Consider the following 26,732-nt stretch of genomic DNA (forward strand, 5'->3'; position numbering starts at 1 on the left):
CCCGAATCCGGGAAATGATGGGGCGTTCTTGACTGCTCGTTGCCCAGAGACCAGGTTCCCAGAGAGGGGCAGCATGCCGTGGGAGTTGCGTGACGGCGAGCCGATCATCGACCCGGCGCTGGTCCGTGCCCTGCTGAGCGAGCAGCACCCCGACCTCGCCCACATGCCGCTGGGGGAGCCCGTCCGCGGTTGGGACAACACCATGGTCCGGGTCGGGGACCGCCTCGCCCTCCGCCTGCCCCGGCATGCCCAGGCCGAGACGCTGCTCGACCGGGAGGTCGCCTGGCTGCCGCGGCTGGCGTCCCAGCTGGCCGACCGGCCGTCCGGCACCGCACGCCCAGCCCACTACGCTACTCCGGCCATCCCGACGCCAGCCCGCACCGGAGTGCCCCGCGCCGGCTACCCGTTCCGCTGGGCGGTAGTGCCCTGGGTGCAGGGGACACCGGCGGTCCAAGTGCCCCTCGAGGTCCGGGATGCCTACGCCCCCAGCCTGGCCGCCACCCTGCGTGGACTGCACCAGCCAGCACCCGCCGACGCCCCGGCCAGCGCCTTCCGCGGGGTAGGCCTGGCCGACATCGAGGACCGATTCACCCGTCGGTGGGATTCCCTAGCCGGCGATCTCAGCCGGGAACGCCGAGACCAGCTCGCCGAGGTCTGGAGGCGGGCGGTGGACGCGGCGCCGTACTCCGGTCCCCGGGTCTGGCTCCACGGGGATCCGCACCCGAACAACACGGTGCTGGCCGGCGTCGGGCCCGGGCTGGGGCCCATGCACAGCTCTCCGGTGCTCGTGGATTTCGGTGACCTGTGTGCCGGGGATCCGGCCTCGGACCTGGGCTCGGCCCTGTTGCATTTCTCACCAGCCGGCCGGGACACCTTCGTGACCGCCTACGACGCCGGCCGGGTTCCGGACCCTGCCCTGTGGGCCAGGGCGCGGGGCTGGGCGGTGAACTACGCGCTCATCTTCGCGGCCCAGTCCCCGGGGGAGGCGTTGCGCCCGTTGGGGCGGGACCTGTTGGCCTGAGGCTCGACGCGCCCGTCCGGTCCCACGTTGTGTTCGACCCACGGCCGTGCCTACGGTGGCCGCAGGCTCGAGCAGAGCCGTTTCCCGACGAGAGGTTGCGCGTGATGGAACAGAAGAACATCCACGTCCTGGGCTTGACCGAGGTCCAGCGGCACGAGCTGGAGACCGTCTCGGGGGCTGAGAACTACGCCTTCCACAACGTGCTGGACTACGAGCGGCTGGTGGAGACCGCGGAGATCGATTTCGAGGAGCTGCTGGCCGCCGCCCGGAGCCAGCTGGACGCCTTCGACGGGACGGTGGATGCGATCATCGCCCACTGGGATTTCCCGGTCAGCGTGATGACACCGATCCTGGCCGCAGAGCGTGGACTGCCGGCGCCATCCCTGGAGAGCGTGCTCAAATGCGAGCACAAGTACTGGAGCCGCCTGGAACAGCGGGCCAGCATCCCGGAGTGCGTGCCCGGCTTCGCCGCCTTCGACCCGTTCGATGACCACGCGCTGGACACGATCGACCTGGACTTCCCGTTCTGGGTCAAGCCGGTCAAGGCCCACTCCTCGAACCTCGGCTTCAAGATCGAGGACGAGGCTAGTTTCCACGAGGCCCTGGCCGAGATCCGCGAGCACATAGAGGAGATCGGTGATGCCTTCGATGCGGCCCTGTCCATGGTGGAACTGCCGCCGGAGCTGCAGCAGTGGGGCGGCAACACGTGCCTGGCCGAACAGTTCGTGCAGGGCACCCAGGCCGCACCCGAGGGCACGGTGTTCCGGGGTACCGTCCGCATCCACGGGGTGCTGGACATGCACAAGGATGCCGACGGCACCAGCTTCGACCGGCTGGACTACCCGGCCAGCAGCGTGCCGGAGGACGTGCAGCAGCGGATGATCGATGCCACCGAGCGGTACATGAAGCACGTCGGCTTCGACAACGGGTGCTTCAATTCGGAGTTCATGTGGGACGAGGAGGCGGACCAGCTGTGGATCATCGAGGTCAACACCCGCATCTCGCAGTCCCACAGCGACCTGTTCGCCAAGGTGGACGGTGCCTCGAACCATGAGGTCGCGATCGACATCGCCCTGGGCCGCGAACCACGGATGCCCCACCGGCAGGGCGAGTACGCCGTGGCCGCCCAGTGCATGGTCTTCCATGACGAGGACGCAGTGGTGACCCGGGTGCCCGACGACGAGGACAAGAAGGCGCTGGCGGAACGTCATCCTGGCACGGTCCTCACGCTGATGGCGCACGAAGGCGACCGGCTCTCCGAGCTGGCCGGCCAGGACAGCTACCGGTTCATCGTCGGAAAGTTCTACCTCGGCGCATCCAGCCACGAAGAGCTCGGCCGATTCCATGCGCGGATCGTCCAGGAGCTGCCGTTCGAGTACGCCAGTGCAGGGCCTGACGTTGACGACGACGAGGACGAAGAGGGAGGACGATGAAGACCATCACCGAGTTCCCGCATGAGACGCGGGTCATCGAGAACGTGTTCATCCCCATGCGGGACGGGGCCCGACTGGCCGCCCGGATCTGGATGCCGGTAGACGCCGAGCAGAAGCCCGTGCCCGCCATCCTGGAGTACATCCCGTACCGGAAACGGGATAGCAGCCGCGCCCGGGACGAACTGAACCACCCGTACATGGCCGGACACGGCTACGTGTGCGCCCGGGTGGACCTGCGCGGCAGCGGGGACTCGGACGGCGTCATGGTGGACGAGTACCGCGCCCAGGAGCACGAGGACGCCGAGGACGTCATCGCCTGGCTGGCCGAGCAGCCGTGGTGTGACGGGAAGGTCGGCATGATGGGCATCTCCTGGGGCGGATTCAACAGCCTGCAACTGGCGGCCCGTCAGCCCCCGGCCCTCAAGGCCATCATCAGCGCCTCGGCCACGGATGACATCTACGTGGACAACATGCACTACATGGGCGGTTGCCTGCTGGGTGACAATCTCTCCGAGGCCACCGTGATGTTCGCCTTCAACAGCCTTCCGCCCGATCCGCAGATCGTGGGCGAACGGTGGCGGGACATGTGGCACGAGCGGTTGGCCGGCAGTGGGCTGTGGCTGGAGACCTGGCTCGAGCACCAGCGGCGCGATGAATACTGGAAGACTGCCTCGGTCTGCGAGGACTACAGCCAGGTGCAGTGCCCGGTGATGGCGGTCGGCGGCTGGGCGGACGGCTACACCAACGCCGTGTTCCGCCTGATGGAGAACCTGGACGTCCCACGCAAGGGACTCATCGGCCCCTGGGGCCACAAGTATCCGCATCTCGGCGTGCCGGGCCCGGCCATCGGCTTCCTGCAGGAGGCCGTGCGGTGGTGGGACCACTGGCTCAAGGACCGGGACACCGGCGTGATGGACGAGCCCATGCTCCGGGTGTGGATGCAGGACAGCGTCTCGCCCGCCGCCTCCTACGAGGACCGGCCCGGCCGCTGGGTCGCTGAGGACCAGTGGCCCGCCCCGGGGATCGAGGACCGCGAGTTCACCCTGCGCGGCCACCACCTGGAAGAGGCCGATTCGGACGCCGATCCGCACGGCGAGTCCGACGCCGAGATCTCGATGAAGTCACCCCTGAGCGTGGGCATGTTCGCCGGCAAGTGGGCTTCCTACGCGGCCGTGCCGGACCTGCCCTTCGACCAGCGGGAGGAGGACGGCGGAGCCATCTTCTTCGAATCGCGTCCGCTCACCGAGGACCTGGAGATCTTCGGCCTGCCGGAGTGCCACCTGGAGGTCTCCGCGGACCAGCCGGTGGCCATGTTGGCCGTGCGGCTGTCCGACGTGAACCTGGATGGCGAGGCCACTCGGGTGACCTACGGATTGCTCAACCTCACCCACAGGGACGGCAGTGAGGACCCGAGCCCGCTGGAGCCGGGGAAGAAGTACCGGGTCACCGTGCCGTTGAATGGCATCGCCCAGACCTTCCCGGCCGGGCACCGCCTCCGGCTGTCCATCTCGACGTCCTACTGGCCCCTGGCCTGGCCGTCCCCTGAGGCCGCCACGGTCTCCCTGACCACCGGGGTCAGCAGCCTCACCGTCCCGCAGCGTGCCCGCCGGCCGGAGGACTCCCGGCTGCGCGAGTTCGGGGATCCGGAGGCCGCCGCCCCGTTGGAGATCACCCAGACCGAGCCGGGCCGGCATCACTGGCGGGTCACCCGTGACCTGGCAACGAACGTCTCCTCCCTGGAGATCGCCAATGACCAGGGGGCCTTCCGCATCGAGGACACCGGGAGCCACATCCGGCGCGGGACCGAGGAGTGGTACAGCTTCCGCTGGAACGACGTGAACTCGGTGCGGGGCGAGACTCGCACCGTCCGGCGCGTGCAGCGTGAGGACTGGGGTGCCGAGGTCACCACCAGTACGGTGCTGACCTCCACACCCACCGAGTTCATCATCGATGCCGAACTCGACGCCTACGAACTGGACGCCCAGCGCGGTGATCCTCGCGTCTACTCGCAGAGCTGGCACCGCCGCATCCCGCGGGACCTCGTGTAGTCCTCCAGCCGGCCTAGTCCGGGGTGATGCCGATCCGTCCGCCGCCCAGCAGGCTCAGTCGGCTGAGGAACCGGTCGGCATCCCGGGGCAGGTGCGCGGCCCGAACCCACTCGTGGAGGGGCAGCGCTGCCTGCACGTCCAGCCGCAGGTCGGTGTCCACCAGCACATCTACGAGGAAGGCGAGGCGCTGGAACGCCTGAACGTCGATCTCCTCGGGGCGCGGCACCGCCAGTAGGTGCCACCGCGAGTACGTCCGCGCCAGGCCGAGGAAGTCCTGCACGGACACCGGGGTGCCGCACAGCTGGCCGAAGGTGGCCACGAGCTCGCCCGCCTCCGGATCGGCGGAGGCGACCTCCAGCTGCCGGGTCCCGCGTAGGCCCACCGGCACGCGCGCGGAGGTGCCGGCCGCCGTCGGCCCCGGCGATCCGGTGACCGTCCAGGATCCGGAGGCGAAGCCCGCACCGCGGCCGTCGCCGGCGTTCAACGGTCGGTAGTCCACCCCGTCCGGGATCCTCCACTCGGTCAGGGCGGACTGGATCATCTCGATCACGGGCACCATCGTGTGGTGGAACAGCGGGTCCGGCAGCAGTCCGTCGGCCGGGTAGTTCGAGGTCAGCAGGAGCCCGGCGTCCAGGGCGAGCAGGCCGGGCAGGACACGGCGCAGCAGCATCGCATCACCGACGTCATGGACGTGGAACTCGTCGATGAACACCAGCCGGGCATCCCCGACGATCCGTGCCACCGCGTGGTCGATCCCGATCGGCTGGCCCGCCTGCGCGCTCGCGACCACCTGGTTCACCTGCCCCAGGAGGGCATGCATGTGCAGCCGCAGCTTCGGCACCTCGAGCGCGTTGAAGAACTCCGCGCCCATCCATGTCTTCCCGCGACCCACCCCACCATGCAGGTACACCCCGCGCGTGACCTTCCGCCCGGTCAGCAGCTGCACGGTGGCCCGCTGCCCCGCATCCAGCACCTTGCCGTCCGCCTCCAGTGCGGCCGTCAGGGTCGCCTCCCGCAGGTGCGGCCACGGACCCCGTTCCCGACGCCGGCCGCTCACCGCTTGTCTACCGCGCTGAACGCCGGCGCGTGCTCGACTCGCCACCGGTCCAGTGCCGCGGTGGCTCGCTCGATGCGGGGGAGCACCTTGCGCAACAGCTGGGGCCAGTTCGCCGGTGGGATCTCGCTCGCCGGTCCTTCACGCAGGGACGCATCGTAGATCGTCTCCAGGGCCATCCAGCCCAGCCACACCCGACCCCTCAGCGCCTCGTCGGCGTCCCGGGCGATGGCCTCCAGCTTCTCCTCGCCGTGCCACAGCGCCAGGTAGACCGGATTCAGGGCGGGGTCCCACACGGCGGCCAGGTCCCAGTCCAGGATCCCGGTCAGGTGCCAGCGCTCTGCATCATCTCCGTCACTACCGCTTTCTCCGTCACCGCCGACCCCTCCGGCGGCAGAACGCTGCCACCGCATGTTGTGCCCGGCCAGGTCCCCGTGGACCAGCGACGGTGGCACCACCGGATCCTCCGTCCACGCGGTGTGCGTGGTGGTCAGGGTGGCCACCGTCTCGGCCCAGCGGTCCACTGAGACCGCGCCACCGGGGCCGTCGTGTGATCCGTCGGTCCAGAGGCCAGGCCCGTGCGACGCCGCCAGCATCGAAGGCACCGCCTGGACCGCGGCCACCTTCTCCGCGGTCCAGGGGCCACGGTAGGCGAACGGCGGGCCGAGGTGCGGCCTCAGGGGAGCGGTGTCGATCCCTGCCAGCGTCCGGCACAGCTCGCGCAGCACCGGCACCTCGCCGGTGTGCGGCGGGTGCGCCTCGCCCGGGAGGTACTCCTGCACCACGGCGGCCATCCCCGCCGGCAGCCCGTCCGCCTCCCCGACCACCTCGGTCAGCGGCACGGGCACGGCGAAGGGGAGCGCCGCCATCATACTGAGCATCTGCAGGGTGGCCATGCGGTCGCTCAGGTGTGCCGCGGCCTCGTGGGTGCGGGTCATCCGCACGGCGCCCACGCCGGGCAGCACGAGCACCCGGTGGAACTGTCCGCCCTCCTCGACCAGGCCGGCTGGCCAATCTGCTTCGGCCAGCCGGCGAGCGAGTCCGTTAACAGCGGCGAGGGCAGAGGCCAACGGCCGGGCGGCCGCGGCGCAGGCGGCGGCGACGTCGTCGGGAGTCGGTGCGGAGGCCATGGATCCACGGTAGCGCGGCGGCCGGCTCTGACCACGGTGGGACGAGGAGGGTCAGGCCGGGCCGGAGAGGGCCCCTGTCACTCCTACACTGGGGCGGTGACCACCCCAGCTTCGCCGTCTCCGAACGTCCCGACCCCGCCGACCCCGCCGACCCCGCCGACCCGGCCGGCAGTGCCAGGGGGGCTTGATGCCCTGGCGGCGCCCTCCGCTCGGATGGTCCGCTGGGAGATCGCCATCGTGCTGGCGCTGTCCCTCGGGAAGTCGGCGGTCTACGCGATCGTCAATCTCATCGACAAGTGGACGCAGGCGCCCCTGTCCGGGCAGACCACCACGCTGAACCCGGCGCTGGACGATCGGCAGTACTTCGACCTGACGTACCAGCTGCTGGATATCGGTTTCGCCCTGGTCCCGGTGCTGCTGGTGCTGCACCTGGTGTGGATCCGGGGGCGCAACCCGTTCCGCGCCTTCGGCCTGGATTTCCGCCGACCAGGCCGGGACGTGGTCCTCGGCGTCGGGTTGTTCCTGGCGATCGGCCTCGGAACTCTGGCGGTCTACGCGGCCGGACGGGCCGCCGGCGTCACCACGGCCATCGTTGGCAGCGCCCTGAACGAGTACTGGTGGAGCACCCCGGTGCTGCTGCTCTCCGCCCTGCGGCACGGGCTGTTGGAGGAGGTCATCGTGGTCGCGTGGCTCTTCGACCGGCTCGCTTACCTGCAGCAGCTGCGCGCGGGGCGTGATCCGAGCCGGCCCGGCAGTGAGGGCGGGATGCGGGCCTGGGCGAGCGGCGCCGTCGTGCCCCTGCATCCCGTCACCGTACTGGTGGCCTGTGCCGTCCTACGCGGCGCCTACCACCTCTATCAGGGGGTGGGCCCGGGGGTCGGCAATCTGCTCATGGGGCTGGTGTTCGGCGCGGTCTACCTGAGATACCGGCGGGTGATGCCGCTGGTGATCGCGCACTTCCTCCTGGATGCCGCCGGCTTCGTGGCCTACCCGCTGCTGGCCGCGGCGGGCCTGTTCGGCACCTGAGCAGGCGTCGGTGCCTAACCTCGGCTTTCAGTCGACTTGGGGTGGGTGTTCAAAGAGAACACCCACCCCAAGTCGACTGAAAGTGAAGGAACTACAGGGTGATGGTGCCCTTGGGGGTCTCGAAGGTGACTTCAAGGATGCCGGGGGTGCCGGAGGGTGATTCGAAGACCACGTTGAGGTCCCCGACCGTCTCCTCCGGATCGTCCAGGCCCAGCCAGCCGCGCACCCGGTCGCGGGAGCCGGCGATCGTGATGGAGGACAGCTCGGCCTGGGGTGTGTGGGCCTGTGAGGGGTGCAGTTCCTCGGTGCCCTCATCCCAGCGTAGGAGGTACGGGACCTGCGGGTCGGCGATGAGGCCCTTGATACCGATCTGGCGCCACGTGAGTTCACGGCCGTCCGGGAACTTCCGGTTGCCGGGAACGGACTGGCGCTCCAGGCGCTCCTCGAATGGTGCGAGGTCGTCTACGGTGACACACCAGCCCATCCAGCCGCCGCCCATCTCGGAGCGGGCGCGCACAGCCTGGCCGAACGGGGCCTTCTCGGAGGACGGGTGGTCCAGGACCTCGACCACTTCGAGGTACTGGCGGTTGCGCAGCGGGAAGATCGCATTGCGCGTGCCGAAGCGGGGGTGGACACCGCCCTTGACGCGCTCGATGCCGAGCGTTTCGGCGAGACGGGCCACCGTGGCGGCGAGTCCTTCTTCGGGTCCAACGGCGTACGAGACGTGATCCAGGCGCATCATGCCCATATCGTCGCACTTTCTTCCGTCACGGACCGGTTAGGTTAACCTCACCTGAAATGTGGCCGAGGTCACAGGTCTGACTGCCGCCCGATGACGGGTGCCGAAGTCCGTGAGGACGATGACCACGAGGACCCCACTGTGAGGCGCAATGCGACGCCCCGGGTTGGCCGGGGATGAATCCCCGGAGCCGATCTGGCAGACTTGATGAAGGTCATGAGTGCCAGCATCAAGCCCCGGCTTGCTGGCCGGCAACCCTCCAGCTCGCGGTGGGGTGCCCCGGGTGAGGACCAGGCAGGTGCCAACCGGCACCGGCAAGCGCGGGCCACCACGCCGCGTCGGGTTGCTGGACGATGTCCCTGCCCGCCGGCACCACACAGGTGGCCCTGGACTGACAGGAGCCGTCACATGACTGACACCCCCAACAGCACCCCGACCACCGAGGCCGCCAATCCGGCCCAGTGGGGCTTCGAGACCCGCCAGGTCCATGCTGGGATACCGGAGGAGAATCCCTACGGCGCCACCGTGCTGCCGATCATCCAGTCGAACTCCTTCGACTTCCCCTCTGCCGAGGTCGCCGCAGACCGCTTCGCGCTGAAGGACCTGGGCCCGATCTACTCCCGCATCGGCAATCCCACCCAGGAAGCCGTGGAGGGCAAGATCGCCGCACTCGAGGGCGGGGTCGGCGCATTGCTGGTGGCCTCGGGCCAAGCGGCCACCAACTTCTCGATCCTCAACCTCGCCGGAGCCGGCGACCATGTGGTCGTCTCCGCCTCCCTGTACGGCGGCACGCAGAACCTCTTCAAGCACACCCTGGCCAAGATCGGCGTGACCACCACCTTCGTGCAGGACCCGGACGACCTGGACGAGTGGCGGAACGCGATCCAGGACAACACCAAGGCCCTGTTCGGTGAGACCCTCGGCAACCCCCGCGGGGACGTGCTGGACATCCGCAACATCGCGGACATCGCCCACGGGGCCGGGGTGCCGCTGATCGTGGACAACACGCTGGCCACCCCGTACCTGCTGCGTCCGATCGAGCACGGTGCGGACATCGTGGTCCACTCCGCCACCAAGTACCTCGGTGGCCACGCTGCCGCCATGGGCGGTGTGATCGTGGACGGCGGCACCTTCGACTTCGCCGCGCAGCCGGAGCGGTTCCCCGGCTTCAACACCCCGGATGAGAGCTACAACGGGATCGTCTTCGCCCGGGACCTCGGAGTGGACGGCATCCTCGGCGCCAACCTGGCCTTCGTGCTCAAGGCCCGGGTCCAGTTGCTGCGCGACTACGGCAGCGCGATCAGCCCCTTCAACGCGTTCCTCATCAACTTGGGACTCGAGACCCTGTCCCTGCGCATGGAGCGGCACGTAGCGAACGCCCGCCAGGTGGCCGAGTACCTGGACGGCCACTCCTTGGCCGAGACGGTCATCTACCCGGGGCTGGCCTCCAGCCCGTGGCATGAGCGCGCCAAGCAGTACCTGCCGCAGGGCCCGGCTGGCTTCGTCTCCTTCGAGATCGCCGGCGGCCGCGAGGCCGGCGCCAGGTTCGTGGACGCGCTGCGCCTGCACCACCATGTGGCCAACATCGGTGACGTCCGCTCGCTCGTCATCCACCCGGCATCCACCACGCACTCCCAGCTCACCGAGGAGGAGCAGCGTGCCGCCGGCGTGACCCCCGGCCTGGTCCGCCTGTCCGTGGGCGTGGAGAGCATCGAGGACATCCTGGCCGATCTTGACAACGGCTTCGCCGCGGCCGACGTGAGCGCCTAGGTCCGGAGGTATTCGCATGACCACCACCACCCCCCAGCCGACCGCCACGGACCTGCCCGATGGCGGCCTGCACATCCAGCGCATCGGCGCCCTGGACTTCGAGACCGGCGGGCACCTGCCGGAGGCGGAGATCGCCTACGAGACCTGGGGCAGGCTCAACGCCGAGAAGTCGAACGCCGTGCTGGTGCTGCATGCCCTGACCGGGTCCACGCACGTGGCGGCCTCCTCCGGTGATCCGGAGGAGGGCTGGTGGGAGGGAGTCGTCGGCCCCGGCTGCGCCATCGACACCAACACCTGGTTCGTGATCGCCCCGAACATCCTGGGCGGTTGCTACGGGAGTACCGGACCGTCCTCGCTGGACCCGGAGGGTGCACCCTGGGGCTCCCGCTTCCCGTTCACCACCATCCGCGATTCCGTCCATGCCGAGGCGCGGTTGGCCGACGCGCTGGGCATTGAGCGCTTCCAGGCGGTGATCGGCGGCTCCATGGGAGGCGCCCGCGCTCTGGAGTGGGCCGCCGCCTACCCCGAACGTGTGGCCGGCATGGCCGTCATCGCCTGCGGCGCGCACTCGACCGCCGAGCAGATCGCCTTCGCCCAGGCACAGGTGCAGTCCATCACCCTGGACCCGAACTTCCGCGGCGGAGACTACTACCCGGGCCCGACGCCGGACGGCGGCCTGGGCATCGCCCGCAAGATCGCGCACATCACCTACCGGTCCGAACCGGACATGGTCTCCCGCTTCGGACGCGCCGCGCAGCCCGAGGAGAACCCGTTCGGCGAGCCGGCCCGGCGGCAGGGGCGCTACCAGGTCGAGTCCTACCTGGACTACCAGGCGGCCAAGCTGGTCAAGCGCTTCGACGCCAACAGCTACCTGGTGCTGACCGAGGCCCTGATGAGCCACGACGTCTCCCGCGGCCGCGGCACGGAAGCGGAGGTGCTGGGCTCCATCCAGGTGACACCGTTCATCGCCGCCGTCGAGTCCGACCGCCTGTATTTCCCGGGCCAGTCCCAGGAGCTCGCCCGCCAGCTGCCCGGCGACGTCCCGGTGCACATGATCGATTCGCCGATCGGTCATGACGGGTTCCTGACGGACCTGGACCAGGTGGCCGCGGAGATGACGCGGGTGCTCGGACTCTAGGTCCTCACCCGCCGCGCTCGGTCGGCCCGGCCCGTCCCGCGATGCCTCGTGTCAGGGCCAGGTGACCGCCGAGGAAGCCTGCAGATGCCGCGACGGCGTTGCCGGCCGCAGCCAGTCCGACCCCGAGGGCGTGACGGCCCCGGAGCCGGGCGACGAGGGATCCCAGGAACAGGAAGACGGCGGCATCTGTTCCCAGCGCGTGAACCGCGCCGATCCGGTGATCAGCTCCTTCGGTCTCTGTCCAGTCGGCAGCGCCGGCGAGTGCTGTCGGAATCGCGGCCAGCAGACCTGCGGATACCAGGAGCGTGGCGCCGTGGCGTGACGGCGTCCCCCCGGCCAGGTCGAGGAGGGAGGCCCCCATCCAACTACCCAGGGTGATGTCGGTGAGAGGTGGATGTACCGAGTGGCCGAGAGCGTTGGTGTGGAAGGGGCTGTGGCGCACCCAGTCGAGGATCGGCCCGTAGACGAGTCGCTGGGCTGCGGCCAGGCGTTCTGCGGTGGAACTCTCGGCCACCGTGCGCAACACCGCTGTGGAGAGGATTTCTCCGTCCGTTGTCCTGTGCATGGGGCTCAACTCCTGGTGCCGACGGAGAGCAGGTATTCCATCTCGAACCGGGCCGCGTCGATGCGGGAATCGTTCCCCGCAGGAGAATCATCCCACCGCGTCCTCGGTGGCGGGAGCCCTCGACGCCGCCGGGTTGAACCCCGAAGCCCTATTGTCCGGAGGTGTCCGCGCCCGGCGGCATGGGGTGTCCGAACATCGGCTCGGCGAGGGGCCGCTTCGGGGAGAGCCCGTCACCGGAGGACTGGCGCCGCAACCGCCGCAGTACCCAGGGCATCAGATGCGAACGGGCCCAAAGCACGTCCTCGGTCCGGGCCTGACGCCACGTGCGTGGCACCGGTGGCTTGGGCTCCAGCGGCACCAGGTCATGGGGGACATTGAGGGTCTCCAGCACCATGGTGGTGATTGTGTGGTGGCCGATGGGGGAGAAATGCAGCCGGTCCTCGGCCCACATCTCCTTCCGGGTCAGCTCCCGCAGGGCCCACAGGTCCGCGACCACGGCCTCGTGCCGCAGGGCCACGGTGTGCACGTTCTCGTTGTAGATCGCCACCTTGCCGCGGATGCGGCCCATCACGGGAGTGTCCCGGATGTCAGGGCCGGTGAAGAGCACCACGGTGGCCCCGCTGGCGGCGAGGTTCCCGACGAGATCGTCGAGCTTCTCCGCGATCGCATCCGGGTCCCCGCCCGGCCGGATCACGTCGTTCCCGCCGGCGCAGAGGGTGATGAGGTCCGGCTGCAGCTCGAAGGCCGGCGTGGTCTGCTCGGCGGCGATCTGGTCGATCAGCCGGCCGCGGATGGCCAGGTTGGCATAGGAGAAGTGCTCGGTATCCGGGACGCGATGGGCGAGTTCCTCGGCCACCCGGTCCGCCCAACCGCGGTGGTAGCCGGGCCGCTGCGGGTCCGGGTCGCCGATGCCCTCGGTGAACGAGTCGCCCAGAGCCACGTAGCGGCGCCAGGGGTGGATCGGGTGCAGGGGAGCATCGGAGTGCAAGGAAGTCGAGGAAGTCGAGGAAGCCGAGGAACCAGACATGCCACGATCCTAAAGGCCTGGTTACCCAGCGGTCACTTCGCATTGGTGGCAGAACTCGTCCAGGACTTCTCGCCTACGCTGGGATCATGACCGAACCGCAGACTCCCGACCCGTCCCACTCCGAGCCCACCGAACCGTTCGTCCGCTGGTCTCGTCCCCAGGCCGAGCGCGGGGGAACGCACCTGCTGGTGGTGCTGCACGGCTACGGTGCGGACGAGAACGACCTGTTCGGGATCGTTCCGGAGCTGCCGGAGAAGTTCACCATCGCCTCTGTGCGGGCACCGCTGGTCATGGATCACGGTGGCTACACGTGGTTCCCGCTGACCAACTCCCTGGAGTCCTCACCGCTGGCGGTGCGGGCAGCCATCGAGGACCTCCAGGAGTGGGTGACGGCCCACCGGCAGAACTTCGCGAGCACCTCCCTGCTGGGATTCTCCATGGGCATGGCCATGGCCACCTCGCTGCTGCGCCGGGAACCGGAGGCCTATGCCTGTGTCGTCGGACTCTCGGGGTTCGCGATCGACCCCACCATGGCGCCCGGTGCGGGGACCGCAGCCCCGGCGGCCGGCGTCGTGCCCTCCGAGGTGTCCGGTGCCGGCCCCCTGGCCGGATTCTTCGACGACGAGGCGGTCAAGGCGGTCAAGCCCAAGGTGTTCTGGGGCCGGGACCAGGCCGATCCGGTCATCACGCCGGACAAGATCGAGTACACGCACGCCTGGATGAACGAGCACGTGGACATGACCAAGGTGCTCTACGCCGGGATCGGCCACGGCATCGGCCCGCAGGAACTGCGCCACGTGGGGGAGTTCCTGGACTACGTGGTGAAGTAGCCCGTCCACGCTCAGCCCCCGGACGGGACCACCTTCACGGCCTCGCCGGAGAACTCGAACACGTCCCCGGGGTGCAACTGGCGGCCGCGGCGGGTCTCCGGATCCCCGTTGACCTGGACCAGGCCAGCCTCGATCACCGCGCGTGCGTCCGCGCCGTCCTCGACCAGGTTGGCCAGCTTCAGGGCCTGCCCCAGGCGGATCATCTCGTCGCGGATCTCCAGCGGTGCCGGATGGGCGGACGGGGCCTCGGGGGCGCGGCGGTGATGGTGCGGGGTATCGGGGCTCGGGTGTTCGGACATACCTCCATTGTGGCCCGAGATCCGCGCCGGTGCACCAGCCGCGGCTCGCTGTGGACCTAGACTGGGTCGGTAACCCCGAAGGCTGGCGTGCCACGCGCGTCGGCTCCAGTGCGCTGACCGCAGCCAGCGGCCGAAGTAACAGACACGGATGTGATGCCCCCATGGCCCCCAAGACCACCCTCGACCAGGTCATCTCCCTCGCGAAGCGACGCGGCTTCGTGTTCCAGGCCGGAGAGATCTACGGCGGCTCCCGCTCGGCGTGGGACTACGGGCCCCTGGGCGTGGAGCTCAAGGACAACATCAAGACGCAGTGGTGGAACACGTTCGTGCGCGGCCGTGAGGACATGGTCGGCCTCGACTCCGCCATCATCCTTCCCTCGGCCGTGTGGAACGCCTCCGGTCACGTGGCCACCTTCACGGACCCACTGGTCGAGTGCACGTCCTGCCACAAGCGCCACCGCCAGGACCACCTCATCGAGGGCTTCGTGGCCAAGAAGGGCCGCGCCCCCACCGGCGGGATCGGCGGCATGGACGAGATCGCCTGCCCCGATTGCGGCACGCGCGGGTCCTGGACCGAGCCGCAGATGTTCTCCGGGCTGATGAAGACCTTCCTGGGCCCGGTGGACAACGAGGAGGGCCTGCACTACCTGCGCCCCGAGACCGCCCAGGGCATCTTCGTGAACTTCCTCAACGTGGTCAACGCCGCCCGGCGCAAGCCCCCGTTCGGCATCGGCCAGATCGGCAAGGCCTTCCGCAACGAGATCACGCCGGGCAACTTCATCTTCCGCACCCGCGAGTTCGAGCAGATGGAGATCGAGTACTTCACCCATCCTGATGCCGCCACCGAGCACTTCGACACGTGGGTGGAGGCCTGTTGGAACTGGTTCATCGACCTGGGCATCAACCCGGACAACATGCGCCGCTTCGATGTCCCGGACGGCGAGCGCGCCCATTACTCCGATGCCACGATCGACCTGGAGTACAAGTTCGGCTTCGCCGGATCCGAGTGGGGCGAGCTCATGGGCATCGCCAACCGCACGGACTTCGATCTGAACTCCCACACCGAGGCCTCCGGCACGAAGATGCAGTACTTCGACCAGACCTCGGGGGAGCGCTACACCCCGTACGTGATCGAGCCCAGCTTCGGCCTCACGCGGTCCATGATGGCCTTCCTGGTGGACGCCTACCGCGAAGAGGAGGCGCCCAACACCAAGGGCGGCACCGATGTGCGCACCGTGCTCGGCCTCGACCCTCGGCTGGCCCCGGTCAAGGCCGCCGTCCTGCCGCTCTCCCGCAAGGAGGAGCTCGTGCCCACCGCCAAGCGCCTGGCCGACGAGCTCCGGGGCGTGTGGAACATCGACTATGACGACGCCGGCGCCATCGGCCGCCGATACCGCCGCCAGGACGAGATCGGCACCCCGTTCTGCATCACCGTGGACTTCGACTCCCTCGAGGACCAGGCCGTCACCATCCGCGAACGCGACTCCATGTCCCAGGAGCGCGTGGCCCTGGACCAGGTGCGCGGCTGGTTGTTCGAGCGGCTGTCCAAGTAAGGGGAGGAGTACAGATGACGGTTCCCGACGCCGGCCCCCAGCTCCCAGCGGGTGTTTCCCTGCGGCCGTGGGCCGAGGGAGACGACCTGCGGCTCCTGGAGTTGTGGGGAGATCCCACCGACGCCCAGCACCACCAGGACCGCGCCATGCTGCGCCCCTCATCCAACTCTCCCTGGGCCCGGTGCCTGGTGGCGGAGGACGAGGGTATCGCCGTGGCAGCCGCCGTGGTCTACGCCTCCTCCGTGCACCCGCAGCGCCTCTGGTTCTACGCCGAGACGGCTCGCGAGCTACGGGGCCGAGGCCTCGCCACCGCGCTGCTGACCGCACTGCGCGCCGAGGCTGAGACCGCCCGGACCGAGGGGACGCTGGCGACCACGGAGCTCAAGACGCGCTTCGCGGTGACGTCGGCTGCGTTGCCGAACACCGCGCCTGACGGTGCCGACGGTGCTGTCTCGGGCGATGCCGGCCCAGAGTCGGGGTCCGCCGTTGCGAGCGCGCAGCTGGACCTGGCCGGTGGTCCAGTGGCGCACCCGGCCCAGCCCTTCCTGGCGGGGCAGGGATTCGCGCCGCTGCAGCGTTCCCGGCGCATCGCCGTCGGGCCCGGGGTCATCAAGGCGCCGGAACTGGACGGCACCGGCCTGGCCGTGGAGGACCTGGCGACGGGTTCGGTGGAGCTGACGCAGGCGGTGGCGGCGTTCTACGCGGCCACGCATGGCTGGGACCCGTCCGATCTGAGCATCGGCCAGGCCCAGCAGCTGCTGCTCGGCCCCGCCACCGGCGCCTCCGGGGCGGTGGTGCTGCGCTCTCAGCCCAAAGCACAGGGTGGAGGGATCGACGCCTTCGCCATCTCCTATACGCCGGAACGCACCGAGGATCCCACCGACGTGCTGCTGGGCTGGAACCCGGAACTGGCCCCGCTGGACGCCCAGGCCGCGGCCGCCTCGCTGCTGGCCCTGCTGACCACCCAGTACCCGGTCCAGCTCGAGGTGGACGACTCCATGGACATCCTCACCCCGATCCTCGACCAGCTGGTCGCCACCGGCCACGCCCGGGTGCTGCTGGACACGCGGATTTGGGCCACCGACGTGCCCGATGCCTCCTGAGCACGGCCCTGAGCTAGGCCACGGCCACGGTCACGGTTTGCCGGCGGGACCCGGCGCCGACGAGGCACTGACCGGGACGGGCCGGTCCGGCCGCCGTCGGGTGATCGTCGCCCTCGCGGCGATCCTCGGCCCGCTGACCGTGGTGCTGATCGCGGCGATGATCGCCCTCTGGCCGTCCGGGTCCCACCAGGAGCTCTCCCTGGCCGACCCCTACGGCACCTCGCAGGGCATCACCATGATCACGGGCACCGTCACCGAGATTCAGCCCCGGGACTGTGGCCCGGAGGCCGGGACCCTGGAGACCCCCACTGGCGGGATGGCCGGGGACCCCTCGGCCGCACACGTGGCGTGCGTGGATGCCGTGGTGGATCCGGACGGCGGCGGCAACGACAGCGCGGTGGTGCCCATCCCCACCTCGATCAGTGCCTCCATGGACGTGGAGGTGGGGGACCGGCTCAAGGCCTTGGACCTGAGCGAGCTGCCGGGCGGGGACACCGGCGCGGGCGGGGAGTCGGACTACGTGTTCGTGGACTTCGAGCGGACCGTCCCGGTGGTGGTGCTGGCCCTGCTGTACGCCCTGGTGGTGGTGGCCGTGGCCCGTTGGCGGGGGTTGCGGGCCATCGTGGGGCTCGGCCTGGCGTTCACGGTGCTGTTCGGCTTCATGTTCCCGGCACTGCTGGAGGGTGGTCCACCGCTGTGGATCGGGCTGGTCGGCTGCTGCCTGATCATGCTCGTGGTGCTGTACTTCGCGCACGGGTTCTCGCTGCGGACCACCACCGCGTTGCTGGGGACCCTGATCGGCCTGGCCCTCACCGCCGTGCTGGCGTTGTGGGGGACGGACGCGGCGTATCTCACCGGCCTGGGGGACGAGTACTCCTATGTGCTGGCCACCGTGGCCCCGGAGGTGCGGCTGTCCGGGATCGTGCTGTGCGGGCTGCTCGTAGCCGGGCTCGGGGTGCTGAACGACGTCACCATCACTCAGGCGTCCGCCGTCTGGGAACTCCAGGCCGCGAACCCCGCGGTGTCCAAGCGGGAGCTGTTCGCCTCCGGGATGCGCATCGGCCGAGACCACATCGCCTCCACCGTGTATACGATCGCCTTCGCCTACGCCGGAGCTGCCCTGCCCGTGCTGATGGTGGTCTCCCTCTACGACCGCAGCCTCTGGGACACCCTGATGTCCGGAGAGCTCGTCGAGGAGATCGTGCGGATCCTCGTCGGCTCGATCGGGCTGGTGCTGGCGATCCCGATCACCACCGGCATCGCAGTGGCGGTGGCGAAGTCCGTCGCGGCACCGGTTCCCCAGGCACCCGCCTCTAAGCTGGGTGGATGACTGAACTTTCGACCGCCGTGGTCTTCATCGATCTGCAGGAGGGCTTCTTCGAGGATCCCTCCTCCCGGGACGACCGTGAACTGATGGTGGCGGAGTCCAACCGGTTGGCAGGACTCGCCCGCCAGGCCGGCGTCCCCGTCTTCGTGGTCAGCACCGTGCATGCGAGGGACAAGTCGACCTGGACGCTGAAGATGCTCGACGACGACCAGGGCTTCAACTTCCCCGGCACGCCCGAAGTCCGGTTGTTGGACGGCCTGGACCTGGAACCGGCCACGCACCTGGAGAAGATCCGGGACAGCGCCTTCCACGGGACCTCCCTGGCCCAGCGACTGCGCACCGTCGGCGCCCAGACCGTCATCCTGGCCGGGGTGTTGGCCGAATCGTGCATCGCAGCCACCGGACGTGACGCCTTCGCCCATGATTTCCGTGTGGTCTACGCCCGTGAGGCCATCGCCTCGTCCGCAGCGGAGACCGGATGGCCCCTGCTGGAGGGGCTCTGCGACACCTTGCGCCAGCGGATCCTCAACCGTCCGGACCTAGAGAGGTTGCTCACGGCGGATAGCTGAGCCTGGCGCGGCGGTTACCGCCGGTAGGTGCTGGGCCAGCCGCTCCGCAGCCGCCGGACGAGCCCGTCGGGTTGCCGCTGCAGACGGCCGGTCACGAGCCCCTCGTGCAGGCCCTCGCTCAGCAATTGCCGGATCTTCGGGGCGGAGGTCGGCAGGAAGACGCCGTGGGGCACCGCGCCGTTGATGGTGCGCTGCACGCCCTCTGGCAGGCTCTTCAGCCCGCGGGCGATGCCGTCGTTGAGGCTCTGGGTGAGTCCGGACGTGAAGCCGGCGGTCAGCGCCAGGTGCTGCTGGGCCAACTCGAGCAGTTCTTCATCCGGCATTCCCCGGTCCGCGGGCAGCAGGACCCACAGGGCGTTGGCGACCTCCACCGGGGGGATGTCCTGAATGCTGACGTCCGCGTCGCGGCCGAAGGTGCGGTAGACGCCCCAATGCTCGACCACCGTGGAGCCGGGCCACAGGAAGCCGTGGTGGTCGGCGGTGTACCGGCGGGTCTGGATCAGCTGGTCGAGAGCCTTCTGGGCACGGTGGGCGTGGCCGGCTCCTCCACTGCGTTCCCGCAAGGCCTTGAGGGCCGTGTCCCGGCGGAGGGGGTAGGCGGCGTCGAGGAACTCCTTCACGGACTGCGCGGCGCTGGCCTGCTCGAGCGAGCCCAGGCGGGGAAGCACGGCGGACCGTCCCCACCGGGGGTCCAAGAGGAACTGGGGATGGGGCACCTGCAGCGTTCCGGGGCGGGTCCAGCCCACGGAACGCACGGCGCGGTCGGTATCCCGGTAGGCGTCCTCCAGGCGTTCGACGAGCAGTTCGAACTCCTGCAGGTCCTGTTCGGTGGGAGCCAGGCCCGACGCCGGATCCCGGCTCCCGCTGCTGAGCTCCCGTCCGGCGCGGCCCGGCGCCCGGGAGACCGACCGTTCCAGCTCGGCCCGGTCCCTCTGGGCGCGTTTGAGGGTGCCGGAGAAGCCGCGGACCACGGGGCTGGAACGATCCAGCCAGCCGGGGGCGGCCAGCGCGTCGTCCGGGCTGCGCTCGTAGCGGTCGGCGTCCAGGGTCACCTGATTGAAGCGGCCCTCCAGGGCACGCCACCGGTCCTGCCGCCCAGTCAGGATGTGGCGTTGGATGGCGACCACTCCGGCCCATCCGCCGAGCCCGACCACCACGGCCAGCACGAGGAGCATGATGACCCAGAGATCCATGCTTAAAAGTTACTTCACTTCCAGCCCAGTGCCCTCGCCACCTCGGCCCACTGCGTGAACAGGTGCGCGTTGTACTCCACCCCAAGCTGGTTCGGGTTGGCCATCAGCACGTAGTCGGCCGCCTGCACTGCCTCGTCGGCGCGCAACAGGTCCACCACCTCGTCGAAGGTGCCGGAGTACGTCGGGCCGCCTCGGGCCTTGCCGCCTTCGAGGTGGCCGGAGGAGTCCGAGCGCTCGCGGCGTCCGCCGAAGTACATGTCGTCCTGCGCGGAGACGATCGGGAACACCGAACGGGTCACCGCCGTCATCCCGCCGGTCGTGTGGCCCGTGGCGGCATAGGCCTGCCGGTACTGGGCGATCTGGTCGGCCTGCTGGACGTGGAAGGGCCGGCCGTCGTCTTGCAGCAGCAGGGTCGAGGAGAGCAGGTTGTAGCCCTGCTCTCCCGCCCGGACACCGGAGACGGTGTTGCCCGAACCCCACCAGATGCGGTTCACGAGTCCTGGGGAGTGGGGCTGGATGGAGAGCTTCTCCTGGCCGGGCTGGGCCCAGCCGGAATCCGGGTCAGCATGGGCCACGAGCCCGCCCGAGATGGCGTCCCGGAAGCGGTCGCCCCGGGCCTGGGCGAGCTCGGACCAGGATTGGCCCGGCTGAAGGTCGTAGCCGAACTGGTGCTGCCCATCCCGGGCGGCCTCGGGGGAGCCGCGGGAGATGCCCAGCTGGAGCCGGCCGCCGGAGATGAGGTCCGCCGTCGCCGCTTCCTCGGCCATGTACAAGGGGTTCTCGTACCGAAGGTCGATCACGCCGGTGCCCAGATCGATGGTCTTCGTGGCCGCTCCCATGGCTGCCAGCAACGGGAACGGGGCGGAGAGCATGTTCTGGAAGTGGTGGGACCGGATCCAGGCTCCGTCCAGACCGGCTTCCTCAGCGGCCACCGCCATCTCGATGGTCTGGCCCAGGGTGGCCCCGGCGTCCGGGGTGCGCGAGCCGGGCACGGAGCTCCAGTGCCCGAAATTCAGGAATCCGATCTTCTTCATGACTGCAAGAACATCACGGTGACCGGGGTTCTTCCAGCGTTGGCCTGTGGCGTTGACCTCCACCGGTGGACGGAGCCAGCGGAAGCCGGCCGGTTCTGGGATAATGAGTGGAATGACTGCCGTGACCGACGCTTCCCAGCGCACCGAACCCGCGGCCCAGACTCCAGAGCGCTTGAACCTGCCCGCCCTGCAGCTGGGCCCGCTGACCGTCGAGACCCCCGTGGTGCTGGCCCCCATGGCCGGCATCACCAACAACGCCTTCCGCCGGCTCTGCCGGGAATACGGCGGCGGACTGTACGTCTCCGAGATGGTGACCGCCCGTGCGCTGGTGGAGCGCCGGGCAGAGTCCCTGCGGATCATCCACCATGATCCTGATGAGACCCCGCGCTCCGTCCAGCTCTACTCCGTGGACCCTGTCACCACCGGTCAGGCCGTGCGGATGCTCGTGGAAGAAGACCGGGCGGACCACATTGACCTGAACTTCGGCTGCCCCGTCCCGAAGGTCACCAAGCGCGGCGGCGGCTCCGCCCTGCCCTGGAAGTCGGAACTGTTCGCCTCCATCATCGGCGCGGCCGTGCGGGAGGCCTCCAAGAAGGACATCCCGGTCACCGTCAAGATGCGCCGCGGCATCGACGAGGACCACCTGACCTACCTCGACGCCGGCCGCACCGCCCGGTCCCTGGGCGTCGCCGCCGTGGCCCTGCACGGGCGCACCATGGAACAGCACTACTCAGGCCACGCCGACTGGGACTCCATCGCCCGGCTGCGTGAGGCCCTGCCGGACATCCCGGTCCTGGGCAACGGGGACATCTGGAGTGCCGAGGATGCCATCGCGATGGTGCGGCAGACCGGGGTGGACGGGGTCGTCGTCGGCCGCGGCTGCCAGGGCCGACCGTGGCTCTTCGGGGACCTGCAGAACGCCTTCGAGGGGTCGGACGAGCGCTTCCGGCCGGGGCTGGCGAAGGTCGCGGACACCTTCTACCGCCATGCGGAGCTGCTCGTGGACACCTTCGGCGGGGACGAGGGCAAGGCTCTGCGGGACGTCCGCAAGCACGTGGCCTGGTACTTCAAGGGCTACCAGGTGGGCGGTGAGCTGCGGGCACGGCTCGCCCAGGTCCCGGACCTGGCCACCTTGCGCGAGTTGCTGGATGAACTCGATCCGCACGCCCCGTACCCCGGGCCCGACGCCGAGGGGCCGCGGGGGCGTGCCGGTTCGCCCAAGCGCCCCCACCTGCCCGAGGGCTGGCTGGACTCCCGGGAGCTGAACGCCGAGCAGAAGGCGCTGATCCAGGCAGCTGAGCTGGACGTCTCCGGTGGCTGAGCCGGCGTCGTTCCCGGTGTCTGCCCGGCGGGTCCGGCACCATCAGGCGGTGCTCTTCGGCGCCGAAGGCCGACCGCCCTACGCGGGCCGTCCGATGGAACTGCCCGGATACGCGCCGCAGGACCGGGAGCGCTGGCTTCCGGAGCCGCCCAAGAGCTCCTACCGCTCGGACTTCGAACGGGACCGGGCCCGCATCCTGCACTCCTCAGCCCTGCGCCGGCTGGGGGCCAAGACCCAGGTGGTGGCCCCGGACGAGGACGATTTCGCCCGCACCCGGCTGACCCACTCCCTCGAGGTGGCCCAGGTGGGCCGCGAACTCGGGCGGTCGCTGGGCTGCGATCCGGACGTGGTGGACGCCGCGTGCCTGTCCCACGACCTGGGGCACCCACCGTTCGGGCACAACGGGGAGAAGGCCCTGGACGCGCTGAGCCAGGACATCGGCGGGTTCGAGGGCAACGCCCAGACCTTGCGGCTGCTCGCTCGGCTGGAGACCAAGAAGTTCTTCGAGGACGGCCGCTCCGCCGGACTCAACCTCACTCGTGCGTCCCTTGACGCCTCCTGCAAGTACCCCTGGACCAGGGATGCGGCGCCGTTGAAGTCAGACGGCGAGCCCACCCGCAAGTTCGGCGTCTACACGGACGACCTGCCCGTGTTCGAGTGGTTCCGCCGCGGCGTCACCGGAACCAGGAAATCGATGGAAGCGCAGGTCATGGACCTCGCGGATGACATCTCCTACTCGGTGCATGACGTGGAGGACGGGATCGTCAACGGCCAGTTCCAGCTGAAATGGCTCACCGACCCGGAGCACCGGGCCCTCGTCATCGAGCGCACCCGCCAGTGGTACCTGCCGGACACGGACCCCGCCGCGGTCGAGGCCGCCCTCGCCCGGCTGGAGGCCACGGATGTCTGGGTCACCGAGGCGGACGGCACCCGCCGGTCCCGCGCCGCGCTGAAGGACATGACGAGCCAGCTCATCGGCCGGTTCTCCAATGCGGCGTTCGACGCGACCCGTGAGGTCTTCGGCAACGAGCCCCTCACCCGCCACGGCGCGGACGTGGTGATCCCCGAGAACACCGACATCGAGATCGCGACCATGAAGGGCATCGCCGCCGCCTACGTCATGAGCTCCGACGCCCGCCAACCGCTCTACGCGCGCCAGCGCGAGATCCTCACCGAGCTGGTGGAGCTGTTCTGGGAGACCGGGGAGAGATACCTCGACCCGATGTTCGCCGGGGACTGGCGTGAGGCCGCCGACGACCGGGGGCGCCGCCGCGCGGTGATCGACCAGGTCGCCTCGCTGACGGACTCCACCGCCATCGAGTGGCACGCCACCCTGGTCCGCGGCGAGCAGTTCCGCCGCAGCTGGGTCTAGTTGGCCCGTTCCTCGTTCCGCCGGACGATCTCGGTGATCCAGATCGGAGCGAACGGTGAGGTGCAGTTCGGGGGAGTGGGGTAGTCCTTGAGCACCTCGAGGTGCTCACCGATCGCCATCGCCCGCTCCCGCAGCTCCGCATTCTCGATCCCGATCGCGGCCAGGGTGTTGTTCATGGACCACTGCAGGTCCTTTGGGGCGTCCTTCATCCGGGCCTCGATGGTGTTCAGCAGCGCGGACAGGTCCAGGACCTCGGGGTTCTTGTACACCTGGTGGCTGATGAGGTCCCAGCCCGCGGCGGCCACCAGCTGGTCCGGGTCCTCGGCCCACAGCTCCCGGAGCTCCTCCAGGTGGGGGCTCTTCTTGGCCACGTAGTTGACCAGCCAGTCATGGACCTTGGGGGCGCGCCCGGCGCGGATCATCGCGTCCAGCTCGCCGACGCCGAACCTCTTCGGCGAGCAGATCAGCAGGGCGACCAGCCGGGTGGCGGTGTCCCCGGTGGCCCAGAGCTCCAGGGCGAAGTCGTGCCGGGGTGCGGGCGGGAGCTTCACGGCCTTGGCCACCCCGCGCAGCTTCGTCAGGTTCACGCCATGGTCATCGCCGCGCTGTTCGTTCGCCGCGCGCATCTTCGCATCCTCGAGGGAGGCCAGCTCGGCCTGTACCGCCTCGACGGTAAGTTGGATCTCAGTCTGAGCGGTGGTGGCCATGGTGACCATCGTAGGCCCGGACCAGCGCCGGAAGCACCTGTCCGGCGGTCCCGCGCAGGTGCACGGTGGCCGCGGTCGAGAACTCGGTGACCTCCGGATTGACCTCGACGACGGCGGCGCCGGCTCCCAGCGCCGCGTACGGCAGGGAGGCGGCCGGCTGCACGGTGGCCGAGGTTCCGGCGACGACGGCCAGGTCGCACTGCTCGAGCGCGGCGAGAGTGTTCGCCAGGGCGTCCGCCGGCAGCATCTCCCCGAACCAGACCACCCCGGGACGCAGCACCCCGACCCCGCAGACCGCGCACCGGGGCGGGGCGACGCGGAGCATGGATTCCAGGTCCGGAGCAGAGCCCGCATCCCCCTCCGGCGCCGTGCCGGTGTCGTGCGCTGCGGGTTCGCCGCAGTCGGCGCAGCGGTCGTCGAAGAGGGATCCGTGCAGGTGCGCCAGCACCTCGGCGCCGGCGCGTTCGTGCAGGTCGTCCACGTTCTGGGTCGCGATGGTGAGCGCGTCGCCGTTAGCGGCCAGCCGCCGTTGCCACGCGGCGACCGCGAGATGCCCGGCGTTCGGTGGGCAGGACCGGATCAGCCGGGCGCGCCACCGGTACCAGGACCAGACCAGCTCGGGGTCGGCCAGGAAGGCGTCCTCGGTGGCCAGCTGCTCGGGGGAGTAGCGCTCCCAGAGCCCCGTCTGCGCCTCACGGAAGGTGGGCACACCGGACTCGGCGCTCAGGCCGGCGCCGGAGAGCACCACCACTCGCCGCGCGGCGCGGGCTAGGTCGGCCGCCTCCGCCAGACCGGGGATGATCTCTGCGTCCATGAGTCCATCTGACCACCTTCCGCCCCGGACCCTGCACCATGAGCGCGCCAGTCGTCGAGACACGCCGAGCGGATCGACAGTTGGCGCGGCCGTGATCCCACATTTAGTGGCCGGCGTCTCGGCGGCCTGTGACCCTCGCGACAAAAGTACGTATACGTAAGGTAGAGTGTTCAACGATCGTGTGAGCGCCGTCATGGACACCCATGACGCAGGACTCAATCCGGCCGCCCGCGAAACCCTGACCGTCTCATCTCGGAGGTCCCATGACCACGTCCACCCCCGCCCGATCCGGGTCCGGCTCACTCGTGTTGCGCGGACGCAACTGGGTCGCGCCCCTGTGCTGGTTCGCCGTCCTGCTCGACGGCTTCGACGCCGTCGTCCTGGGCGCCACCCTGCCCATGCTCACCTCGGACACCTCCATGGGCATCGACAACGGCACCGGCACCGTGATCGCCACCGCCGGCCTGGTCGGGATGATGATCGGCGCCCTGGGCATGGGCTGGCTGACGGACAAGTTCGGCCGCCGCAAGCTGCTGATCGGCGCCGTGATCGCCTTCTCCATCCTGACCTTCGTCACCGGATTCGCCCAGGACGCGACCACCATCGGCCTCCTGCGCTTCCTGGCCGGCCTCGGCCTGGGTGGCTGCCTGCCCACCGGCATCTCCATGGTCACCGAGTTCGCCGGTCACAAGAAGGGCTCCAACGCCACCACCCTGATGATGACCGGCTACCACGTGGGCGCCGTGATCACCGCACTTCTGGCCATCTGGGCCGCCAGTGAGACCGTCTCCGGCTGGCGTGAGATGTTCTTCATCGGCGGCCTGCCGGCGTTGGTCCTGGTACCGCTGATGTGGCGCTACCTGCCGGAGTCCCCGGACTTCCTGGTCTCCCGGGGCCGCATGGAGGAGGCTCGCCGGGTGGCGGACCACTACGGTGTGGAGATCGAGGAGGAGCCCGAGCGTGCCTTCGCTGACGCCTCCCCGGAGCGGGCTGACAGTGAGAAGCAGGGTGCCGCGCTGCTGCTCTCCGCCACGTACCGCCGCAACACCGTCTTCATGTGGATCGCCTCCTTCATGGGCCTGCTGTTGGTCTACGGCCTGAACACTTGGTTGCCGCAGATCATGCGCGAGGCCGACTACGATCTCGGCAACTCCCTCGGCTTCCTCGTGGTCCTCAACGCCGGCGCCGTGATCGGCCTGATCATCGCCGGCAAGGTCGGCGATGCCATCACCCCCCGCAACGCCGCCATCCTCTGGTTCATCGGCTCCGCCATCCTGCTGGCCGCCCTGGCCATCAAGATGCCGCTGCTGGGCATCTACGTGATGATCTTCATCACCGGCTGCTTCGTGTTCTCCGCCCAGAACCTCGTCTACGCGTTCGCCGCGACCAACTACCCGCCGAAGGTCCGCGGCACCGCCCTGGGTATGGCCGCCGGGGTGGGGCGCCTCGGTGCCATCTCCGGGCCGATCATGGGTGGCACCCTCGTGGCCGCCGGCATCGCCTACCCCTGGGGATTCTTCGGCTTCGCCGTGGCCGGAGCCCTCGGCGGGGTGGCCGTGAGCGGGATGCGGACCATGCGACGTGGCCAGGGCAGGGGCCAGGGCGAACCCGCACCTGTGGACAGCGACGACCGGGAGCAGGTCTCGGCCTAGACTGTCT

The 26,732-nt window shown here is 69.6% G+C and carries 24 protein-coding genes and 1 riboswitch; of the genes, 14 read left to right on the forward strand and 10 right to left on the reverse strand.

Features of this window, described 5'->3' with window-relative positions:
* The first annotated feature begins 73 nt into the window (after positions 1-73).
* From C8E99_RS01310 to C8E99_RS01320, 3 genes are all read left to right on the forward strand, one after another.
* Positions 74-1,021 (forward strand): phosphotransferase, encoded by a 948-nt coding sequence (locus C8E99_RS01310; RefSeq protein WP_115930759.1) that lies wholly within the window; start codon positions 74-76, stop codon positions 1,019-1,021.
* A 104-nt stretch (positions 1,022-1,125) separates the two neighbouring features.
* Complete coding sequence (locus C8E99_RS01315; protein ID WP_115930760.1) at positions 1,126-2,454, forward strand: ATP-grasp domain-containing protein; 1,329 nt, start codon at positions 1,126-1,128, stop codon at positions 2,452-2,454.
* Positions 2,451-4,502: a CocE/NonD family hydrolase gene (locus tag C8E99_RS01320; protein WP_115930761.1), complete on the forward strand. Its 2,052-nt coding sequence runs from the start codon at positions 2,451-2,453 to the stop codon at positions 4,500-4,502. The genes C8E99_RS01315 and C8E99_RS01320 overlap by 4 nt, the downstream gene beginning before the upstream one ends.
* Before the next feature lie 13 nt (positions 4,503-4,515).
* Here the strand turns inward: C8E99_RS01320 and zapE are convergent, their stop codons facing one another.
* Positions 4,516-5,559, reverse strand: a complete 1,044-nt coding sequence (gene zapE / locus C8E99_RS01325; RefSeq protein ID WP_170144499.1) for an AFG1/ZapE family ATPase — start codon at positions 5,557-5,559, stop codon at positions 4,516-4,518.
* Positions 5,556-6,686, reverse strand: coding sequence for a phosphotransferase (locus C8E99_RS01330; RefSeq protein ID WP_115930763.1), 1,131 nt, complete (start codon positions 6,684-6,686; stop codon positions 5,556-5,558). Before C8E99_RS01330 ends, zapE begins: the two co-directional genes overlap by 4 nt.
* 96 nt (positions 6,687-6,782) lie before the next feature.
* On the opposite strand from C8E99_RS01330, the gene C8E99_RS01335 reads away from it, so the two are divergent.
* Positions 6,783-7,712: a CPBP family intramembrane glutamic endopeptidase gene (locus C8E99_RS01335; RefSeq protein WP_425452833.1), complete on the forward strand. Its 930-nt coding sequence runs from the start codon at positions 6,783-6,785 to the stop codon at positions 7,710-7,712.
* Positions 7,713-7,803: 91 nt separating this feature from the next.
* Here C8E99_RS01335 and C8E99_RS01340 read toward each other — a convergent pair whose 3' ends face one another.
* Positions 7,804-8,460, reverse strand: a complete 657-nt coding sequence (locus C8E99_RS01340) for a VOC family protein (RefSeq protein ID WP_115930765.1) — start codon at positions 8,458-8,460, stop codon at positions 7,804-7,806.
* Between the two features lie 203 nt (positions 8,461-8,663).
* A riboswitch (SAM riboswitch) is annotated at positions 8,664-8,778 on the forward strand.
* Between the two features lie 81 nt (positions 8,779-8,859).
* Here C8E99_RS01340 and C8E99_RS01345 point away from each other — a divergent pair.
* Both C8E99_RS01345 and metX read left to right on the forward strand, forming a co-directional pair.
* On the forward strand, positions 8,860-10,221 hold the full coding sequence (locus C8E99_RS01345) for an O-acetylhomoserine aminocarboxypropyltransferase/cysteine synthase family protein (protein ID WP_115930766.1): 1,362 nt from the start codon (positions 8,860-8,862) through the stop codon (positions 10,219-10,221).
* Positions 10,222-10,237: 16 nt separating this feature from the next.
* On the forward strand, positions 10,238-11,359 hold the full coding sequence (gene metX, locus C8E99_RS01350) for a homoserine O-acetyltransferase MetX (protein ID WP_115930767.1): 1,122 nt from the start codon (positions 10,238-10,240) through the stop codon (positions 11,357-11,359).
* 4 nt (positions 11,360-11,363) lie between these two features.
* Here metX and C8E99_RS01355 read toward each other — a convergent pair whose 3' ends face one another.
* Both C8E99_RS01355 and C8E99_RS01360 read right to left on the reverse strand, forming a co-directional pair.
* Positions 11,364-11,924 carry a hypothetical protein gene (locus C8E99_RS01355; RefSeq protein WP_115930768.1) on the reverse strand — a complete coding sequence of 187 codons (561 nt, stop codon included), beginning with the start codon at positions 11,922-11,924 and terminating at the stop codon, positions 11,364-11,366.
* Positions 11,925-12,072: 148 nt separating this feature from the next.
* Positions 12,073-12,951 (reverse strand): SGNH/GDSL hydrolase family protein, encoded by an 879-nt coding sequence (locus C8E99_RS01360; protein WP_115930769.1) that lies wholly within the window; start codon positions 12,949-12,951, stop codon positions 12,073-12,075.
* Between the two features lie 86 nt (positions 12,952-13,037).
* Here C8E99_RS01360 and C8E99_RS01365 point away from each other — a divergent pair, with 86 nt between their 5' ends.
* On the forward strand, positions 13,038-13,781 hold the full coding sequence (locus tag C8E99_RS01365) for an alpha/beta hydrolase (RefSeq protein WP_115930770.1): 744 nt from the start codon (positions 13,038-13,040) through the stop codon (positions 13,779-13,781).
* Between the two features lie 11 nt (positions 13,782-13,792).
* On the opposite strand, the gene C8E99_RS01370 is transcribed toward C8E99_RS01365, so the two are convergent.
* Positions 13,793-14,080 (reverse strand): RNA-binding S4 domain-containing protein, encoded by a 288-nt coding sequence (locus C8E99_RS01370; protein WP_115930771.1) that lies wholly within the window; start codon positions 14,078-14,080, stop codon positions 13,793-13,795.
* Positions 14,081-14,241: 161 nt separating this feature from the next.
* Between C8E99_RS01370 and C8E99_RS01375 the strand changes: the two genes are divergently transcribed.
* From C8E99_RS01375 to C8E99_RS01390, 4 genes are read left to right on the forward strand one after another with little or no spacing between them, the layout of a single operon-like run.
* A complete protein-coding gene (locus C8E99_RS01375) occupies positions 14,242-15,633 on the forward strand; it encodes a glycine--tRNA ligase (protein ID WP_115930772.1) in 1,392 nt (463 codons plus the stop codon).
* A 14-nt stretch (positions 15,634-15,647) separates the two neighbouring features.
* Entirely contained in the window at positions 15,648-16,736 is a 1,089-nt protein-coding gene (locus tag C8E99_RS01380; RefSeq protein WP_115930773.1) for an N-acetyltransferase, read from the forward strand.
* Between the two features lie 37 nt (positions 16,737-16,773).
* Positions 16,774-18,066, forward strand: coding sequence for a YibE/F family protein (locus tag C8E99_RS01385; RefSeq protein ID WP_245952019.1), 1,293 nt, complete (start codon positions 16,774-16,776; stop codon positions 18,064-18,066).
* Positions 18,063-18,632, forward strand: coding sequence for a cysteine hydrolase family protein (locus tag C8E99_RS01390; RefSeq protein WP_115930775.1), 570 nt, complete (start codon positions 18,063-18,065; stop codon positions 18,630-18,632). Before C8E99_RS01385 ends, C8E99_RS01390 begins: the two co-directional genes overlap by 4 nt.
* A gap of 14 nt (positions 18,633-18,646) precedes the next feature.
* Here C8E99_RS01390 and C8E99_RS01395 read toward each other — a convergent pair whose 3' ends face one another.
* Complete coding sequence (locus C8E99_RS01395) at positions 18,647-19,825, reverse strand: hypothetical protein (RefSeq protein ID WP_115930776.1); 1,179 nt, start codon at positions 19,823-19,825, stop codon at positions 18,647-18,649.
* Between the two features lie 14 nt (positions 19,826-19,839).
* Positions 19,840-20,859 carry an LLM class flavin-dependent oxidoreductase gene (locus C8E99_RS01400; RefSeq protein ID WP_115930777.1) on the reverse strand — a complete coding sequence of 340 codons (1,020 nt, stop codon included), beginning with the start codon at positions 20,857-20,859 and terminating at the stop codon, positions 19,840-19,842.
* 112 nt (positions 20,860-20,971) lie between these two features.
* Between C8E99_RS01400 and dusB the strand changes: the two genes are divergently transcribed.
* Positions 20,972-22,180: a tRNA dihydrouridine synthase DusB gene (gene dusB / locus C8E99_RS01405; protein WP_115930778.1), complete on the forward strand. Its 1,209-nt coding sequence runs from the start codon at positions 20,972-20,974 to the stop codon at positions 22,178-22,180.
* A 94-nt stretch (positions 22,181-22,274) separates the two neighbouring features.
* A complete protein-coding gene (locus C8E99_RS01410; RefSeq protein WP_115933122.1) occupies positions 22,275-23,552 on the forward strand; it encodes a deoxyguanosinetriphosphate triphosphohydrolase in 1,278 nt (425 codons plus the stop codon).
* On the opposite strand, the gene C8E99_RS01415 is transcribed toward C8E99_RS01410, so the two are convergent.
* Both C8E99_RS01415 and C8E99_RS01420 read right to left on the reverse strand, forming a co-directional pair.
* Positions 23,549-24,259, reverse strand: coding sequence for a DNA alkylation repair protein (locus C8E99_RS01415; protein WP_115933123.1), 711 nt, complete (start codon positions 24,257-24,259; stop codon positions 23,549-23,551). The genes C8E99_RS01410 and C8E99_RS01415 overlap by 4 nt on opposite strands.
* Positions 24,237-25,073, reverse strand: coding sequence for an NAD-dependent deacylase (locus tag C8E99_RS01420; RefSeq protein ID WP_115930779.1), 837 nt, complete (start codon positions 25,071-25,073; stop codon positions 24,237-24,239). Before C8E99_RS01420 ends, C8E99_RS01415 begins: the two co-directional genes overlap by 23 nt.
* Positions 25,074-25,336: 263 nt before the next feature.
* Between C8E99_RS01420 and C8E99_RS01425 the strand changes: the two genes are divergently transcribed.
* The gene (locus C8E99_RS01425) at positions 25,337-26,725 is read left to right on the forward strand and encodes an MFS transporter (protein WP_115930780.1); all 1,389 of its coding nucleotides are present in this window, start codon (positions 25,337-25,339) and stop codon (positions 26,723-26,725) included.
* Positions 26,726-26,732 lie beyond the last annotated feature (7 nt).

The sequence above is a fragment of the Citricoccus muralis genome (assembly GCF_003386075.1).
GTDB classification, from domain to species: Bacteria; Actinomycetota; Actinomycetes; order Actinomycetales; family Micrococcaceae; genus Citricoccus; species Citricoccus muralis.